The organism is Christiangramia sabulilitoris (assembly GCF_007050985.1).
Classification (GTDB): domain Bacteria; phylum Bacteroidota; class Bacteroidia; order Flavobacteriales; family Flavobacteriaceae; genus Christiangramia; species Christiangramia sabulilitoris.
On the sequence record NZ_VHSF01000002.1, the window covers coordinates 747,281 to 764,349 of the forward strand.

The 17,069-nt window shown below is 39.3% G+C and carries 15 protein-coding genes; 11 read left to right on the forward strand and 4 right to left on the reverse strand.

All coding sequences use genetic code 11. The features are described from left to right. Nucleotides 1-53: 53 nt before the first annotated feature. The 5 genes from FGM01_RS09995 (at nucleotide 54) to FGM01_RS10015 (ending at nucleotide 4,885) form a co-directional block, all read left to right on the forward strand. Nucleotides 54-1,217 carry a 5-(carboxyamino)imidazole ribonucleotide synthase gene (locus FGM01_RS09995; protein ID WP_143411018.1) on the forward strand — a complete coding sequence of 388 codons (1,164 nt, stop codon included), beginning with the start codon at nucleotides 54-56 and terminating at the stop codon, nucleotides 1,215-1,217. Between the two features lies 1 nt (nucleotide 1,218). After that, on the forward strand, nucleotides 1,219-1,704 hold the full coding sequence (gene purE / locus FGM01_RS10000) for a 5-(carboxyamino)imidazole ribonucleotide mutase (protein ID WP_143411019.1): 486 nt from the start codon (nucleotides 1,219-1,221) through the stop codon (nucleotides 1,702-1,704). Between the two features lie 226 nt (nucleotides 1,705-1,930). Next, nucleotides 1,931-3,961: a M3 family metallopeptidase gene (locus tag FGM01_RS10005; RefSeq protein WP_143411020.1), complete on the forward strand. Its 2,031-nt coding sequence runs from the start codon at nucleotides 1,931-1,933 to the stop codon at nucleotides 3,959-3,961. Nucleotides 3,962-4,058: 97 nt separating this feature from the next. Beyond that, nucleotides 4,059-4,610 carry a sigma-70 family RNA polymerase sigma factor gene (locus FGM01_RS10010; RefSeq protein ID WP_143411065.1) on the forward strand — a complete coding sequence of 184 codons (552 nt, stop codon included), beginning with the start codon at nucleotides 4,059-4,061 and terminating at the stop codon, nucleotides 4,608-4,610. 2 nt (nucleotides 4,611-4,612) lie between these two features. Then, nucleotides 4,613-4,885 (forward strand): hypothetical protein, encoded by a 273-nt coding sequence (locus FGM01_RS10015; protein ID WP_143411021.1) that lies wholly within the window; start codon nucleotides 4,613-4,615, stop codon nucleotides 4,883-4,885. Here the strand turns inward: FGM01_RS10015 and FGM01_RS10020 are convergent. Continuing rightward, nucleotides 4,848-5,687, reverse strand: coding sequence for a UbiA prenyltransferase family protein (locus FGM01_RS10020; RefSeq protein ID WP_143411022.1), 840 nt, complete (start codon nucleotides 5,685-5,687; stop codon nucleotides 4,848-4,850). The two genes, FGM01_RS10015 and FGM01_RS10020, sit on opposite strands and share 38 nt — an antisense overlap. Nucleotides 5,688-5,821: 134 nt before the next feature. Here FGM01_RS10020 and gcvP point away from each other — a divergent pair, with 134 nt between their 5' ends. The 4 genes from gcvP to FGM01_RS10040 all read left to right on the forward strand — a co-directional run bounded on the left by gcvP (nucleotide 5,822) and on the right by FGM01_RS10040 (nucleotide 11,283). Next, nucleotides 5,822-8,671 carry an aminomethyl-transferring glycine dehydrogenase gene (gene gcvP / locus FGM01_RS10025; protein WP_143411023.1) on the forward strand — a complete coding sequence of 950 codons (2,850 nt, stop codon included), beginning with the start codon at nucleotides 5,822-5,824 and terminating at the stop codon, nucleotides 8,669-8,671. Nucleotides 8,672-8,799: 128 nt separating this feature from the next. Next, on the forward strand, nucleotides 8,800-9,858 hold the full coding sequence (locus FGM01_RS10030) for a 3-oxoacyl-ACP synthase III family protein (RefSeq protein ID WP_143411024.1): 1,059 nt from the start codon (nucleotides 8,800-8,802) through the stop codon (nucleotides 9,856-9,858). Between the two features lie 2 nt (nucleotides 9,859-9,860). Further along, entirely contained in the window at nucleotides 9,861-10,382 is a 522-nt protein-coding gene (locus FGM01_RS10035) for a class I SAM-dependent methyltransferase (protein WP_143411025.1), read from the forward strand. A gap of 52 nt (nucleotides 10,383-10,434) precedes the next feature. Continuing rightward, nucleotides 10,435-11,283 carry a glycosyltransferase family 2 protein gene (locus tag FGM01_RS10040; RefSeq protein WP_143411026.1) on the forward strand — a complete coding sequence of 283 codons (849 nt, stop codon included), beginning with the start codon at nucleotides 10,435-10,437 and terminating at the stop codon, nucleotides 11,281-11,283. A gap of 2 nt (nucleotides 11,284-11,285) precedes the next feature. Here the strand turns inward: FGM01_RS10040 and pafA are convergent, their stop codons facing one another. Further along, nucleotides 11,286-12,917 (reverse strand): alkaline phosphatase PafA, encoded by a 1,632-nt coding sequence (pafA, locus tag FGM01_RS10045; RefSeq protein WP_143411027.1) that lies wholly within the window; start codon nucleotides 12,915-12,917, stop codon nucleotides 11,286-11,288. A gap of 115 nt (nucleotides 12,918-13,032) precedes the next feature. On the opposite strand from pafA, the gene FGM01_RS10050 reads away from it, so the two are divergent. Both FGM01_RS10050 and FGM01_RS10055 read left to right on the forward strand, forming a co-directional pair. Continuing rightward, nucleotides 13,033-13,770, forward strand: coding sequence for an MlaE family ABC transporter permease (locus FGM01_RS10050; protein WP_143411028.1), 738 nt, complete (start codon nucleotides 13,033-13,035; stop codon nucleotides 13,768-13,770). 3 nt (nucleotides 13,771-13,773) lie between these two features. Then, nucleotides 13,774-14,538, forward strand: a complete 765-nt coding sequence (locus tag FGM01_RS10055; RefSeq protein WP_143411029.1) for an ABC transporter ATP-binding protein — start codon at nucleotides 13,774-13,776, stop codon at nucleotides 14,536-14,538. On the opposite strand, the gene FGM01_RS10060 is transcribed toward FGM01_RS10055, so the two are convergent. Beyond that, the gene (locus FGM01_RS10060) at nucleotides 14,539-15,972 is read right to left on the reverse strand and encodes a DUF389 domain-containing protein (protein WP_143411030.1); all 1,434 of its coding nucleotides are present in this window, start codon (nucleotides 15,970-15,972) and stop codon (nucleotides 14,539-14,541) included. A gap of 4 nt (nucleotides 15,973-15,976) precedes the next feature. Continuing rightward, nucleotides 15,977-17,068 carry a mannose-1-phosphate guanylyltransferase gene (locus FGM01_RS10065; protein ID WP_143411031.1) on the reverse strand — a complete coding sequence of 364 codons (1,092 nt, stop codon included), beginning with the start codon at nucleotides 17,066-17,068 and terminating at the stop codon, nucleotides 15,977-15,979. Between the last annotated feature and the right edge of the window lies 1 nt (nucleotide 17,069).

Here is a 17,069-nt window from a genome sequence, read left to right on the forward strand (position 1 = left end):
ATGTATGGCAGGAATTCCGAATAAGTTATTTTTGCGAAAAGGCTATTGAATTTATGGTAAACTATTTCTCTTCAGACTTTAAACTTGCTATTCTTGGTGGCGGGCAATTAGGAAAAATGATGTTGTATGAAACCAGGAAATATGACATACAAACCCTGGTACTGGATCCCAGTGCTGAAGCTCCCAGTAAGATATCCTGCAATTATTTTGAACAGGGAGACCTGATGGATTATGATACTGTTCTGAATTTTGGCCGGAGGGCAAACGTGGTCACCTTTGAAATTGAAGGGGTAAATATTAAAGCGCTCAAGCAACTTGAAGCTGAAGGAATAAAAACTTACCCTGCTGCAAGTACCCTGGAAAAGATTCAGAATAAGGCTGTTCAAAAAAAATTCTACAGGCAACACAATTTACCCACGGCAGATTTTGAGGTATTTCAAAATTTAGAGGACCTCAAAACCGCGGTTTCAGCAGGAGCTGTAAAAATCCCTTTTGTCTGGAAAAGTGCAACCGGAGGATACGATGGGAAAGGGGTTTCGGTAATAAGGAAGGAAGGAGACCTAAATAAATTAAGCAATGGAGAATGTATCGCTGAGAAATTAATTCCTTTTAAGAATGAACTTGCAGTTATTGTAGCCAGAAATCCTTCAGGGGAAGTTAAAACCTACCCGGTTGTAGAAATGGAATTCCATCCTACTGCCAACCAGGTGGAATATGTAATTTGCCCCGCCAGGATAAATGAAGAGATCGCTGGAAAAGCAAGAAGCCTGGCAGAAAAGGTTTCCGAAGCTTTTCAGCACGTGGGATTACTTGCCGTTGAAATGTTCCAGACAGAAGACGATAAGATCCTTATCAACGAGGTAGCGCCAAGACCGCATAATAGTGGGCACTATAGTATAGAGGCCTCTTACACCAATCAATTCGAACAACAAATCAGGGCCATCCTGGATCTTCCCCTTGGTAACACAGACAGTAAAGTAGGCGGAATAATGGTAAATTTGGTTGGTGATAAAGATCACGAAGGAGAGGTATTATATGAGAATATTGAAGAAATCATGAAAATGGATGGAGTTACTCCACACATTTATGGAAAAAAGATCACCAGGCCTTTTAGAAAAATGGGACATGTGACTATTGTAGACAAGGATCTGGCCAGGGCTAGAAAAATCGCTGAAAAGGTTAAAAACAGTATTAAAGTAATAAGCAAAAATAAATAGCATGGGAAAAGTAGCTGTTATAATGGGAAGTACGAGTGATTTGCCAGTAATGCAGGAAGCTATCGAAATTCTTAAAGGATTTGATATTGAAGTGGAAGTAGATATAGTCTCGGCACATCGTACCCCTGAAAAACTTTTTGATTTTAGCAAAACAGCTCATGAAAAAGGCATCCAGGTAATAATTGCCGGTGCAGGTGGAGCTGCACATTTACCAGGAATGGTTGCTTCAATGTCTCCGCTTCCGGTTATTGGAGTTCCGGTGAAATCAAGAAATTCTATTGACGGCTGGGACTCTGTACTTTCTATTTTGCAAATGCCCGGAGGCGTCCCTGTAGCTACGGTCGCGCTGGATGGCGCTAAAAATGCTGGAATACTCGCGGCACAGATCATTGGCTCTTCAGACAAGTGCGTATTGGATAAAATACTTGTATATAAAGAAGGACTGAAGCAAAAAGTCATTGAAGGAGCTAAATCCCTGAAAAAGTAAAAAGGCCGCTGATGCGGCCTTAGAGTAGTAAACTTCGTTTATCTGTACTTATTATTTATTAACCATTCTAAATATAAAACCAGAACTTTGTAAACTACTTTCTTTTATTTTTTTGTGAATTATTAGTTAATTTTCTTATTAACACATCGGCAATTTAGTTAAAAAATCATTTAATCGTATATCTACGCTCATATTTTTTACCAATAGCGTTAATTGAAAACCTTATATGGAATCTCAGAATATATTATTAGCAGAGTTTGAATACGCTCCATTTTCAAAAATTAGAACCGCAGATTACAAACCTGCGATTCTAAAAGCAGTGGAGCTGGCGAAAGAGGAAATTGAGAATATTGTTAGTTCCAAAGAGAAACCTACGTTCTCCAATACGGTTGAGGCATTGGAATACTCAGGCAAAAAACTGGATAGGATCACGAGTATATTTTTCAACATAAATTCGGCGGAAACCAATGAAGAAATTCAGAATATCGCCCAGGAGGTATCCCCTATTCTTTCTGAATTCAAAAATGACGTTATCCTGAATAAGGAACTATTCGAGAGGATTCAAACGGTTTTTGAAAAAAGAGATTCATTTAATTTAAACCAGGAACAAAATACCCTCCTCGAAAAAAAATATAAAGCCTTTACCCGCAATGGTGCAAACCTTGCAGAAGACAAGCAGGCAGAGCTTAGGGAAATCGATAAAAAATTATCCCGGCTGAAATTGAAATTCGGTGAAAATGTTCTTGCGGAAACCAATCGCTATGAATTACTGGTAACAGATGAAAGCAGACTGGAAGGCTTACCAGAATCTTTTAAAGATGAAGCAAAATCTATAGCCAGATCTAAGGAAAAAGAAGGCTGGATCTTCACCCTGGAATATCCCAGCTACATTCCTTTTATGAAATATGCCAGGGACAGAGAACTCAGGAAGGAAATTTCTCTTGCTTTTGGCTCAAGAGGTTTTAACGGTGACGAATTAGATAACCGGCAAAATGTTCTGGAGATAGCGAATCTGAGATACCAGAGAGCAAAATTACTTGGATTTGAGTCTCATGCCCATTTTGTCCTGGAAGAAAGAATGGCAGAAACTCCTGAAAAGGTAGATTCATTTTTAAATGAAATGCTTGAAAAGGCAAGGCCAGCGGCAGAAAAAGAATTTAAAGAACTGGAAATTTTTGCTAAGGAACTGGAAGGTATAGATCAACTTCAAAAATGGGATTCTGCATATTATGGCGAAAAATTAAAACAAAAGTTATTTAATCTCGACGACGAAAAATTAAAACCATACTTTAAACTGGAAAATGTGGTCGATGGTGTTTTTACCGTTGCCCGCAAGCTATATGGTTTAAACTTTAAAGAGGTAGATCATATAGATAAATATCATCCCGATGTGAAGACCTTTCAGGTTACCAGCGAGACGGGAGATAATGTGGCTTTATTTTATGCCGATTTCCATCCCCGCCCCGGTAAACGTGATGGAGCCTGGATGACAATTTATAAGCAACAATATAGACAGGATGGAATAAACGAACGTCCTCATATATCTATAGTTTGTAACTTCACCAAACCTACCGAAAAAGAACCCTCCTTATTAACTTTCAATGAAGTTACAACCCTGTTCCACGAATTTGGACATGCATTGCATGGTATGCTGGCGAACACAACTTATCCAAGTTTATCTGGTGCAAATGTGTACTGGGACTTTGTTGAATTACCAAGTCAGGTTTTAGAAAACTGGTGTTACGAAAAAGAATCGCTGCAATTATTTGCCAGACATTATAAAACCGGTGAGGCGATACCGCAGGAATATATAGACAAAATAAAGGAATCTGCCAATTTTCTTGAGGGAATGGCGACCTTAAGACAATTGAGTTTTGGGATGCTTGATCTTAGCTGGCATGCAGGTGACCCAACCAATATTACCGATGTAAAGACTCATGAGACAAAGGCTTTTGAACCAACAAAACTTTTTCCCGATGTTGAGTCCAACTGTATGAGCACTGCCTTCTCTCATATTTTCCAGGGAGGATATTCTGCAGGCTATTATTCTTATAAATGGGCTGAAGTTCTGGACGCAGATACTTTCGAGTATTTTACCGAGCATGGGATCTTTAGTAAAGACATTGCAGATAAATTCAGAGAAAATATATTGTCTAAAGGAGGCACAGAACATCCTATGGAGTTATACAAAAGATTTCGAGGCAAGGAACCTCAGCCGGAGGCATTGCTGAGAAGAGCCGGTTTGATCTCAAAATAGTTGATATACTTAGGCTTATAGGGAAATCTTATCTTTTCTATAACTTTTGCTATATATTCTTTTGCTATTTTTGAGTAGAATCGTTGATATCCAGACAATGCCAGCCAACAACCTCGATCCCAATAAATGGGTCGACAGATATTCAGACTACCTCTTTAACTATACGATCGTTCGTGTTAACAATCGTGAGGTTGCCAACGATCTGATTTCAGAAACTTTCCTGGCAGCCCTTAAATCGGCTAAATATTTTAAAGGAGAGGCTAGTGAAAGAACCTGGCTTATTTCGATATTAAAAAGAAAGATCATTGATTACTATCGCAAAATCAATAGCCGGAAAGGCAGAGCGGAAGTTAAGATCAATTACTCTGATGATTATAATGAAGGAGAATGGTTAGAAGAACAGGTGGCAGACCAGTTTGATAAGACGGCAGAAGATGAAATGGAGAACCGCGAACTGGGTCTGGCGATATTAGATTGCCTGGACAGCATTAACGAAAAGCATGCTCAAATTTTCAAAAGAAAAACAATTGACGGGGTGGATACAGAAGCTATCTGTAATGAATTCAATATCACGCCGTCTAACCTTTGGGTCATTATACACAGGGCCAGAACAGCTTTAGCCGCCTGTCTGGAAAAAAATTGGTTTTAATTATGAGTGGAAAAATTAAGTTTTTTTTTATTGACTGTTCCTATGCGGCAGAATGCTGCAACAAATCTCAATATGAAGAAGCGAGTTTACTGGAGAAAGCTAAGCTAATGATGCATCTGGCGATCTGTAAAACCTGTAGAAAAATATCAGCCAAAAATTCAAAACTTACTCACCTGGTTAAGCAATCCAAAATCGAAATCTGCCCCGAAGAAAATAAGCAACAGTGGCGTGAGGAAATCAAAAAAGAATTTGCTGAAGATAGATCTCAAACATAAGAAATATCCCCAGGTACAGTATAGGAAGAGCTTCAACCCAGAATGAGGCAAAATACTTCCCCTGGTCTCTATCTGAATTCCAAAGTAATAAACCAGATATAATCAGCACCACAAAGAGTGCTGAAAATTCTACAGAGCTAAAGTTTTTCTGAAATAATTCCGAAGAAAAAATTAATAGTAAAAGAATACTTCCAAAAACCTTGGTTTGGGATACTCCTATTCGTTGCGGAATGGTGCCCAGGCTCTCATCGTCATAATTAAGATCTCTTATTTCAAAAGGAAGCGTTAGTACAATGACCAGAATTAACCGCTGAATGAAATCCACGATCAGATCTATACCTAAGAATTTCTCAACATTGATTAAGGGCAAAAAAACCGTGCTCCCGGCCCACACCAGGGCTATGATAAAAATTTTAATTCCGGGAAGGCTTCTCAGGTTTTTTTCCTGACCAAATACCGGCAATGAATATAATAAGGTAAATAATCCCAGAATTCCCGTAGCAATAATAACTTCTATTTTAAGTTTAAAGCAGAAATAAAGCATAGCAAAAAAACACAACATAGAGAAAATCTGGATTAGTCTCAGATTTTTGGCCAGGCTTAGGTGATGAAGTTTTGCAATACCGGCATATTTTACAAAATTGTAACCGGTAATGGAGGCAAAAAAGATGAAAAATATAAGGTCCAGATCAAAACTTAAATCATGTTCCAGAAAGGTGATCAAAGTGAAGGCAACTACCGCGAGGGAAACGTGGAGGCTGCTGTTTATATATAAATCTAAAGCATTTCTGAAATACTTCATCCCACGAAATTACATATAAAAATACAGAGAGAATTCAGGCAGAAAAATCTTAACAACTGTAGAGTCCTAAACCCTAAAAAATTAGATTGAATTTATGTATTTTCGCAACACGAAAAACACAACTATCTATTTTAATGAGAACAGATTCTTTCGCATTACGTCACATAGGTCCTAAAGCAGAAAATCTACAGGAAATGCTTGATACTATCGGTGTTGAGTCTATAGAGCAATTAATTTACGAGACCCTTCCCGATGATATTCGCCTGCAAAATCCTTTGAACCTCCCGGGAGCTATGAGCGAAAATCAATATGCTGAGCATATCAAAAAGCTTTCTGAAAAGAATAAAGTATATAAAACCTATATAGGTTTAGGATATCACCAGGCAATATTACCTGCGGTTATCCAAAGAAATATCCTGGAAAACCCGGGGTGGTATACTGCTTATACTCCTTACCAGGCAGAAATTGCCCAGGGAAGGCTGGAGGCTTTACTAAATTTTCAAACCATGGTTAGCGACCTCACAGGAATGGAGATCGCCAATGCATCTCTTCTGGATGAATCCACTGCCGCTGCAGAAGCTATGGCTTTGCTACATGCGGTAAGAGACCGAAAGCAGAAGAAAGATGACGTAAATAAGTTTTTTGTTTCTCAACAGGTTCTTCCTCAAACTATTTCTTTGATGGAAACCAGGGCTAAATTCCTTGGTATAGACCTCGTAGTAGGTGATCACCAGGAATTTAATTTTTCTGAAGATTATTTTGGTGTATTAGTTCAATATCCAGGGAAATTCGGGCAGGTTTTTGACTATGCTCAATTCGTTGAAAACTGTAAAAATGCTAATATAAAAACTGCCGTTGCCGCAGATATCCTTAGCCTGGTAAAATTGCAGGCACCTGGAGAATTAGGTGTGGATGTCGTAGTAGGTACCACCCAGCGCTTTGGTATCCCTCTAGGTTACGGAGGTCCGCACGCAGCATTTTTTGCCACTAAAGAAGATTATAAGCGTACCCTTCCAGGCAGGATAATTGGCCTTACCAAAGATCTTGATGGTAACAACGCGCTAAGAATGGCTCTGCAAACAAGAGAGCAACATATAAAAAGAGACAAGGCCACATCAAATATATGTACCGCACAGGTACTGCTGGCAGTGATGGCTGGAATGTATGCCGTCTATCATGGTCCCAAAGGACTGGAATATATAGCCAATACTGTTCATGCATCTGCAGTTACCCTTGAGGAGCAATTAGAAGCTTTAGGTTTTAAACAGCTTAATTCAGCTTACTTTGACACTCTTCATATCCAGGCAGACGCTGCGAAATTGAAAGAGATCGCCGAAAGAAATGAGATTAATTTCTTTTACCCTGATACAGAAAGTGCCTGTATCTCTATAAATGAAACTACTACCATTGATGATTTAAATGCCATCGTGGCTGTTTTTACTGAACTTGCAGGTAAAAATCAATCTGAGATCAAAACTCTTTCAGAAAGATCTGCTATACCAGAAGCTATTCAGAGAAAAACAGATTTCCTGACTCATGAAGTTTTCAATTTGTATCATTCAGAAACTGAGTTGATGCGATATATTAAAAAACTAGAGCGGAAGGATCTTTCTTTGAATCACTCCATGATTTCTTTAGGTTCTTGTACAATGAAGCTGAACGCTGCATCAGAAATGCTTCCCTTGAGTAATCCACAATGGGGAAATCTGCATCCGTTCGTTCCTGTAGATCAGGCAGAAGGATATCAAACAGTATTAAAAGAATTAGAGCATCAGCTAACCGAGATTACCGGATTTTCAGGAACTTCATTACAACCAAATTCAGGAGCGCAGGGAGAATATGCCGGGTTAATGGTGATTAGAGCTTATCACGAGGCAAATGGTGAAGGCCATAGGAATGTATGTCTCATTCCTTCTTCTGCCCACGGTACCAACCCTGCATCTGCAGTTATGGCCGGTATGAAAGTAGTGGTTACCAAAGCTTCTGAAAATGGAAACATCGATGTTGACGATCTAAGGGAGAAAGCATTAAAACACAAGGATAATCTTGCTGCTCTGATGGTAACTTATCCTTCGACCCATGGAGTATTTGAATCTGCTATTCGTGAGATCACAGATCTTATCCACGAAAACGGAGGCCAGGTATATATGGATGGCGCCAATATGAACGCACAGGTTGGTTTGACCAATCCCGGAAGAATTGGAGCTGACGTTTGTCACCTGAATTTACATAAGACTTTTGCAATCCCACATGGTGGAGGTGGTCCCGGAGTAGGTCCTATTTGTGTAGCAGAACAGCTTAAACCATTTTTACCGGGTAACCCGGTCATACCTACCGGTGGGGAAAATGCAATTGGAGCTATTTCTTCTGCTCCCTGGGGGTCTGCCCTTGTCTGTCTAATTTCTTACGGATATATAAAAATGCTGGGGACGGGTGGACTTCAAAAGTCTACAGAATATGCTATTTTAAACGCCAATTATATCAAAGAAAGATTAAAAGGTCATTATAAAACTCTTTATTCAGGAGAAAGAGGTCGCGCAGCCCATGAAATGATCATAGACTGCAGGCCCTTTAAAGAACAGGGCATTGAAGTTACCGATATTGCAAAAAGATTGATAGATTATGGTTTCCATGCACCTACAGTTTCTTTCCCGGTAGCCGGAACGATGATGATCGAACCTACAGAAAGTGAAAGTAAACCTGAGCTTGATCGTTTTTGTGATGCTTTGATCTCCATACGAGAGGAAATAGACGAGTGTACTCCAGATGAGCCAAATAATGTTCTTAAGAACGCTCCGCATACTATACATATGCTTACATCAGACGAATGGAAACTTCCTTATTCACGTGAAAAGGCAGCTTACCCATTAAGCCACTTGCATGACAATAAATTCTGGCCAAGTGTACGTAGAGTAGACGAAGCATACGGTGACAGAAACCTTATGTGTACCTGCCCTCCTACTGAAGAATATGCTGAAGTCTAAACAAAATAAAGGTTTAAGAATTAAAACCTGTCAGTTGGCAGGTTTTTTTTCGACCAAAAATCTATGAATTTTTATAGGTCATTAATTGTATTTATTTAAATTGTAACCTTTATTAATAAAAGCGCCAAATGAATTGTAAAATCACGGGAACGGGCAGTTATATTCCAAATGTTATTACCAAGAATGCTGACTTTGACCAACATGAGTTTTTTAATCTCGACGGTTCCAATTTTCCACATGATAACGAAACTACAATTCGAAAATTCAAAGCTATTACCGGGATTGAGGAAAGGCGGTATTTAGATGAAAATCTAAACACTTCAGATATCGCTGTGATTGCGAGTCAAAAAGCGATCGAAAGTTCAGGAATAGACCCGGAAACTTTAGATTATATTATAGTAGCACATAATTATGGAGACGTGAAATCTAACTCTATCCAGAGTGATACCGTGCCAAGTCTTGCTACCAGGGTAAAATCACATCTAAGAATCAAAAATCCTAAATGTGTAGGATATGATCTTCTTTTTGGATGTCCCGGATGGATCGAAGGTATGATCCAGGCCCAGGCATTTATTAAAGCGGGAATGGCTAAAAAATGTCTTGTAATTGGTGCAGAAGCTTTATCGAGGGTTGTGGACAAACATGACCGGGATTCCATGATCTTTTCAGACGGAGCCGGTGCTATTATTCTGGAAGCAAATGATGAGGAAACTGGGATCTTATCTTTTGAATCTGCAACCTATTCTTTCCAGGAATCTGAATATATCTACTTCGGAAAATCTAATCATAACAATGCTCCGGAAGAGGTAAAATATATCAAAATGCACGGCAGAAAGATCTATGAATTCGCCTTGATCAATGTGCCCAAAGCAATGAAAGAATGTCTTGAAAATAGCGGCAAATCTATTAAGGATCTAAAAAAGGTATTTATCCACCAGGCAAATGAAAAAATGGATCATGCTATAATTCAGCGTTTTTACAAGTTACATGGAATGACCCCGCCAGAAGATGTTATGCCAATGACCATTCATGAATTGGGTAACAGCAGCGTTGCCACCGTTCCTACTTTGTTCGATCTCGTTACCAGGGGGAAAATAAAAGGACAGAAACTGGAAAAAGGAGATGTAGTTATGTTCGCCAGTGTTGGTGCAGGTATGAATATAAATGCGATCACTTACCAGATCTAAACATGTACGAAAACAGCTTTCCTGAAAAACGCTATCAGAAAACCTTAGAATTTTTAAAAGATGTTGCTCCTCCACCGGCCAGAATTTTGGACCTGGGTGTGGAAAATCCATTTTCCAGGATCATGAAAGAGCATGGATATGAGGTGACCAATACTTCAGGTGAAGATCTGGATGAAGATTTTTCAGCGGTTAGAAATAAGTCCTATGACCTGGTAACAGCATTCGAAATATTTGAACATCTTCTTGCTCCCTATAATATCTTAAAAGAAATACAGGCAGACAAAATAGTCGCCAGCGTACCTTTAAAATTATGGTTCGCATCTGCCTACCGAAGCAAAACCGATAAATGGGACCGGCATTACCATGAATTTGAAGACTGGCAATTTGATTGGCTCTTTGAAAAAACCGGATGGGAAATTAAAAAATCCCTTAAATGGACGAACCCGGTCAATAAAATCGGGATCAGGCCTATTTTAAGGAAATTCACTCCTCGCTATTACGCAGTTTACGCCGAAAGGAAGTAGCTCTTTTTCGTTAAAATTTTATCTTAGCCTTTCACTGTTAACCTAGCCTGCATTGAAAATAGATATCGTCATTCCCGCCCACAATGAAGCTAAATTTATAGGCAAGACGCTTAACTCTCTGGTTAAACAAACTTTTCTGCCTAACCAAATTGTAGTAGTAGATGACAGTTCTACAGATAATACTGCAGAGGTTGTGAAGGAATTCACCAGGCAATATCCCTTTATTTCTCTGGTACAAAATAACTCTTCAAATGAACATGCACCAGGCAGCAAGGTAATCAACGCCTTTTATAAGGGATATTATGAACTCGAGCATGATTACGATATCATTTGTAAGTTTGATGCAGATCTTATTTTTCCTGAAAATTATCTGGAAAGAATATCATCACATTTTAGAGAGGACCCCAAGGCAGGTATGGTTGGAGGTTTTTGCAGTATTAAGAAGAACGACAAATGGGCTCCCGAAAACCTTACGGGAAAGGACCATATTAGGGGTGCGCTAAAAGCATACCGGAAACATTGTTTCATACAGATTGGAGAATTAAAACCGGCAATGGGTTGGGATACTGCAGATGAACTTCTGGCAAGATATCATGGATGGAAAGTCATTACTGATGAATCATTGCTTGTAAAGCACCTCAGACCCACAGGTATCAGCTATTTCGAACATTCCGGATATAAACAGGGGGAAGCTTTTTACAGGTTGAGATACGGTACGACCTTGAGTCTTATCGCTTCGGCGAAGCTGGCTTTCATGAAAATGAATCCATTCGCTTTTTTACACTACGTTTCGGGTTATTTCAGGGCAAAAAAGAAAAAACGACCTTTTCTTGTTTCTGAAGAAGAAGGCCGTTTCATAAGAAAATTACGCTGGGCGAATATTCGGAAGAAATTCGTTTAACTTTATTTTTCCAGCACGCTTTTTAAAGGTTTCCCGGTGGCAGCATTAGGAAAAGAGATCCCCAGCATCGCAGAGATAGTGGGTGCGATATCGGGAATTGTACTGTATTCGTAAGTACTTCCTTTTTTTATTCCTTTACCAAAGAAAATAAGCGGAACATGAGTATCATAAGAAAAGCCGCTTCCATGAGTTGTTCCGGTTTCAGGATATACAATAAATCCAGGTTCTGTTACATAAACTACATCACCACTGCGTTTCTGATTAAATCCATTTTCAATCAGGCTGGCTATACCTTCATTATAAGATCCGGTTTGTAACTGGTCCCTGGTAAAAGTTCTGGAAACATGGTCTTGCTGCAATAAAAAATGCGCAACTTTTGTTTGTAACTCTGAAGCATTTATATTCCTTCTTAAAATCTCATCATAATTGAAAAACACCTGGCCATTAGAAACATTGGCGATAAGGTCCCCTGCTTTGAACTCCCGCACAACTTGCTGATTTAGCCTGGTAATTAAGTCTGAATCACTGAAATACCCCGCCGGAATTTTTTTTGATTTTAAATATGACGGCACCTCAACAGCTCCATGATCTGCAGTTAGAAAGACAAGGTACTCTCCCTCTCCCACAGTCTGATCCAAATAGGTAAGGAAATCACCTATTGCCAAATCCAGTCTTAGATAGGTATCCTGAGCTTCTTTAGAATTTACTCCAAAATTATGCCCTACATAATCTGTACTTGAAAAACTAAGGGTAAGCACATCGGTTATATCATCCTTTCCCAAAGATTCTCCTTTAATAGCAGCTTTGGCAAATTCTGCCGTAAGATCATTACCAAAAGGAGTTGCTTTTATGAGTTCATATTGGCCGTTCTGGGGAGCCAGTTTTTTAAGGTCGTAAGGAAAGGATGCTGTCTCCATACCATTAAAACCACCTTCAAATTCATTTATATCATTCCCACTTTCAATATAGCCGTCGATATTCTTTAAAGGCGCCCAGGTTTTGAGGTAAGATTCTGCCTTTTCTGAAGCATTGAAATCCTGCACCCATTTTGGTAGTTCGTCGATGTAATAAGTACTGCTTATCCAGTTGGCTTCAGACCCGCCAACGAACCAATAGGCTGCATTGGCCGAATGACCGGCAGGTAAAATTGCCCCGCGATCCTTGAGAGCTATACCTATGGTCTTGCCTTTCATTTGTGTATGGAGCCTGTTCTCATCACCAAAGGTAGTAGACAACATCCTATTAGGGGACATTTCCCCGGCCCTGGTGCTGGTTCCTACAGACTTGAATGACTCATCACCTGTACAATACACAAATTTATCTTCAAACTTATTATACCAGCTGTTGCTTATGATCCCGTGATTTTCTGGAGTAGCGCCGGTAAAAACAGACGCATGCCCGGGACCGGTATATGTGGGAACATAGTTAAAATGATTGTTCTTGAAAACAAATCCGTTATTGACAAGTCTTTTGAAACCATTTTGCCCGTACTGACCCCAGAAACGGGTCAAATAATCATATCTCATTTGATCTACTACAATACCAACCACCAGTTTCGGCTTCTCATCAACAAGTTGAGCGCTGGCAGGCGTGAGCGTTAAAAGCAAAAAGAAAGCTAATATCAACCTTTTCATTAAATTCTATTTTTATTTATCCTCAAAAATACTAAACTTCAAACGCTAAAGTTTAATTAAGCCTTAAATACTTTAGAGCATAATTTTAGTATTTTAGCTTTTCAAAATTCAATTGATGACCTACCTGCACTCCATTGGGGAATATTTTTTAATGCTTAAGGGAGTTTTTGGACGAATGACTAAAGGTTCAGTTCTAAGAAATCTCATTTTAAAGGAAATTAATGAATTGATCATGGGATCCATGGGGATCGTCGCTTTTCTATCCTTTTTTATTGGAGCGGTAGTAGCCATTCAAACGGCATTAAACCTCAACAACCCTCTTATTCCTAAATCCCTGGTAGCTTATGCCGCCAGACAATCTGTGATCCTGGAATTTGCTCCTACTTTTATTTCGATTATCATGGCTGGAAAGGTTGGATCTTTTATCACTTCCAGTATCGGGTCTATGAGAGTAACAGAGCAGATCGACGCTTTGGAAGTAATGGGTATTAATTCAAAGAACTACCTCATCTTTCCCAAGATTATCGCCATGCTTACCTATCCTTTTGTAATTGCCATATCCATGTTTCTGGGAATAACCGGAGCTTTTTGTGCTGCGGTACTGGGTGGATTTGTAACCACAGATCAATTTATTACCGGATTGCAGGATGATTTCAATGGTTTTCACCTTACCTATGCTTTTATAAAGACTTTCTTATTCGCCTTTATCCTGGCAACAGTGCCGGCTTATCACGGTTATTATATGAAAGGTGGAGCACTGGAAGTAGGTGAGGCTTCCACTACCTCTTTTGTATGGACAAGTGTGGTTCTAATCGTAACTAACTATATAGTTACCCAACTTTTATTAAGCTAAGGGATGATACAGGTAAATAATCTATATAAATCGTTTGATGATCAGGAAGTCCTGAAAGGTATTAATTATACCTTCGAGCGTGGCAAGACAAATCTGATCATCGGTCAGTCAGGATCAGGAAAAAGTGTTTTTCTGAAATGTATGCTCGGTCTTTTCAAAGCTGATAAAGGTACTATTGAATATGATGGAAAACCTTACTCCAATCTTTCCGACGAAGAACAAAGGGAACTAAGAACCGAAATGGGAATGCTTTTCCAGGGAGGAGCTCTTTTTGATTCCATGACAGTTGAAGAAAACGTCATGTTTCCCCTAACGATGTTCACTAAACAAAGAAGAAAGGAAATGCTAACCAGGGTTCATGAAGTTCTGGAAAGAGTAAACCTCGAAGGAACAGGAAATAAAATGCCTTCAGAAATAAGCGGGGGAATGCAGAAGAGGGTAGCTATTGCCAGGGCTATAGTTAATAAGCCTAAATATCTTTTTTGTGATGAACCTAACTCCGGCCTCGATCCTCAAACGGCTACCGTGATAGATAATCTTATCCAGGAACTTACCCACGAAAATGATATTACCACGGTATTAATTACCCATGATATGAATTCTGTACTGGAAATAGGTGAACGTATCGCCTTTTTAAAAGAAGGAGTTCTGGCCTGGAAAGGCACAAAAGATGAGATCTTCCAGACTGAAGATAAGACGGTAACAGATTTTGTGTATTCCTCTAATCTCTTCCAGAAAGTTCGTATCGCCCAGCAAAAAGGGATTTAACTAACGCACGTTCTTGATAGACAAAGTATCAAGATTCAACCTGAGCTTTATCCATTGTTCGAATTTCTGTTGTTGAGCAGCTAACTCTGCTTTTCTTAATTTGGAATCCCAGGTAATGGTAAATGTTGGAATGGTATCCTGCTTTTGAAAATTGGTCGTTATCAGATTGGAATAGCCTATCTCTTCAATGTTTTCATAATTAATTTTCGCTTCCTTGCTCAGGTTTGCAAAGGAAAAATCGTCTCCCCTGTATTTAGAAAGTTCAGACTCTAAAAGCTCAATACGCTTATCTTTATCCTGAAGCACCTCCTGGTTTTTCACATACAGGTCTTCCAGAATTCCGCTTCTCAGTTCACTTGAAATCCTGCTTATATCCTGAGTTTGATCATTACCCTGGTGGATAATAAGACTAGCCTCCTTCAAGGCCTCTATCTCACCCAGTCGTTCCTGCCAGGTAGTAATGGTAGCTGCAGGTATGGTATTCCCAATCATATAAACATCTATGGTTCGTGATTTAAAATCACTTGTAGTTTTAAGCGTTTCTGCACCGGAATACTGAACTATATTTTCAATAAATTCTGTCGCCTTGCTCTGAAAAACCTGCTCCCGTAATAACTTTACAAATAAGATAACACTAGGTATCATCACAATGATGGCAACGGTGGATGCTATCTGGGCAATTTTTCGTCTTCTTTTGCTATTTGCATATTTTACCAGCGGAAATCCTAATAGTTTACAAACCACGAAAGTGGACAAGGCAATAAAGACAGCATTGATAGAAAATAGATAAAGCGCTCCAAGAGAAAATTCCCATTTTGCATTTGCCAGCCCGTATCCAACGGTACAAAGTGGCGGCATAAGTGCAGTAGCAATCGCAACCCCCAGGATCACACTGGCTATTGTACCTTTTTTAGTTTTGGCAACAATCAACGCCAGGCCACCAAAAATAGCGACCAAAACATCAAGTATGGTAGGATAGGTTCTGGCAACCAGCTCTGGAGTTTCATTTTTAACCGGGGAAATAAAGAAGTATACCGTTGCGGTAAGCACACTTAGTACTACCATAATACCAAGATTCACGAACGATCGTCTCAAGGTATCTACATCGTTAATAGCAATGGCCATCCCAATACCCACAATAGGACCCATTAAAGGGGAAATAAGCATGGCACCTATTACTACTGCCGTACTGCTTACATTAAGACCTATAGAAGCAACAAAAATAGAAAAGATCAGGATCCAGGCATTGTGCCCCTTGAAAGAGATATCCTTCTGTACTGCCTCTACTGTAGATTCCCTGTCTGTATCCTCACGAATATCCAGTAACCTGCTTAGAAAAGTTCTTGCCTTTTCTTTAATCTCTTTAGCGTCCTCCCTTAGGTTTTCTCCGCCTTGATTAGTTGAAACTGAACCTGAAGTATTATTTTCTGCCATATAACTATCCTAAATCGTCCCCATAATCTTTCATCACCTGTTCGCGTATTCGCTTTATTTCCTGCTCCTCAGATTTAGGGACTATCATCAAAACATTTTCGTCCTCCACGATGATATAATCTGAAAGATCCTTCAAAACTACTATCTTTTTATTTGAGGTAGAAATAATATTATTTTCTGAGTTTTCTGCTATCAACCTACCATTTACCACCGTATTTCCAATCTCATCCTGTGGCAATTCACTTTGCACAGAAGACCAGGTACCAAGATCACTCCAGTGATATTTAACCGGAATCACAAATACCGAATCAGATTTTTCCATGATTCCATAATCTATAGAAATATTGGCTGCCCGTGGATAGTTTTTCGCAAGAAACTCTTTCTCTTCTTCTGTATTCCAGTAAGAATTCCCATGCTCGAATAATCTATACATCTCTGGCAGGTATTTTTCAAATAATCGAATAATAAATTCTGCCCGCCAGATAAAAATACCGGCATTCCACACATAATTACCTGCCTTTAAAAACTCTTCAGCCTTTTTTAAATTTGGCTTCTCGGTAAACCGCTGCACTTTTTTTACTTCAGCTTCATCGTTTTTATCATATTTTATATAACCATAACCGGTATTAGGGGTTGTAGGTTCGATCCCTAAGGTTAACAAACGATCATTTTTTTCAGCACTATCCAGAGCGGTTTGAACCGATGCTAAAAAAGCTTCTTCCTCCTTAATCCAGTGATCACTTGGAGCAATAACGGTCAAGGCATCGGGATTTTTTTTATGGATCTTTAGAGCTCCCAGAAGTATACTTGGGGCCGTATTACGCATTTCAGGCTCCGGAACTATTTGCTCATCCTGAATATTAGGAACCTGATCTTTGATCATGTCCACATATTTTTCATTGGTTAGAATATAAATATTCTCTGCAGGTATGAGCCTTGCCAGTCTGTTGAAAGTGGTCTGGAAGAGAGTCTCTCCAACCCCAAGTATATCCAAAAATTGCTTGGGACTGGAAGCTTTACTGGAAGGCCAGAACCTTGATCCTACCCCACCGGCCATTATTATACCATAATAATTATCTCTTTTTGTACCTGTCATA

Bases quoted from the DNA above. Each gene is read 5' to 3' on its own strand.
- FGM01_RS10035 (WP_143411025.1), top strand. From the start codon at position 9,861: ATGTACGAAAACAGCTTTCCTGAAAAACGCTATCAGAAAACCTTAGAA.
- FGM01_RS10055 (WP_143411029.1), top strand. From the start codon at position 13,774: ATGATACAGGTAAATAATCTATATAAATCGTTTGATGATCAGGAAGTC.
- purE (WP_143411019.1), top strand. From the start codon at position 1,219: ATGGGAAAAGTAGCTGTTATAATGGGAAGTACGAGTGATTTGCCAGTA.
- FGM01_RS10030 (WP_143411024.1), top strand. From the start codon at position 8,800: ATGAATTGTAAAATCACGGGAACGGGCAGTTATATTCCAAATGTTATT.
- FGM01_RS10065 (WP_143411031.1), bottom strand. From the start codon at position 17,068: ATGACAGGTACAAAAAGAGATAATTATTATGGTATAATAATGGCCGGT.
- FGM01_RS10010 (WP_143411065.1), top strand. From the start codon at position 4,059: ATGCCAGCCAACAACCTCGATCCCAATAAATGGGTCGACAGATATTCA.
- FGM01_RS10005 (WP_143411020.1), top strand. From the start codon at position 1,931: ATGGAATCTCAGAATATATTATTAGCAGAGTTTGAATACGCTCCATTT.
- FGM01_RS10060 (WP_143411030.1), bottom strand. From the start codon at position 15,972: ATGGCAGAAAATAATACTTCAGGTTCAGTTTCAACTAATCAAGGCGGA.
- FGM01_RS10050 (WP_143411028.1), top strand. From the start codon at position 13,033: ATGACCTACCTGCACTCCATTGGGGAATATTTTTTAATGCTTAAGGGA.
- FGM01_RS10020 (WP_143411022.1), bottom strand. From the start codon at position 5,687: ATGAAGTATTTCAGAAATGCTTTAGATTTATATATAAACAGCAGCCTC.
- FGM01_RS10015 (WP_143411021.1), top strand. From the start codon at position 4,613: ATGAGTGGAAAAATTAAGTTTTTTTTTATTGACTGTTCCTATGCGGCA.
- FGM01_RS09995 (WP_143411018.1), top strand. From the start codon at position 54: ATGGTAAACTATTTCTCTTCAGACTTTAAACTTGCTATTCTTGGTGGC.
- gcvP (WP_143411023.1), top strand. From the start codon at position 5,822: ATGAGAACAGATTCTTTCGCATTACGTCACATAGGTCCTAAAGCAGAA.
- pafA (WP_143411027.1), bottom strand. From the start codon at position 12,917: ATGAAAAGGTTGATATTAGCTTTCTTTTTGCTTTTAACGCTCACGCCT.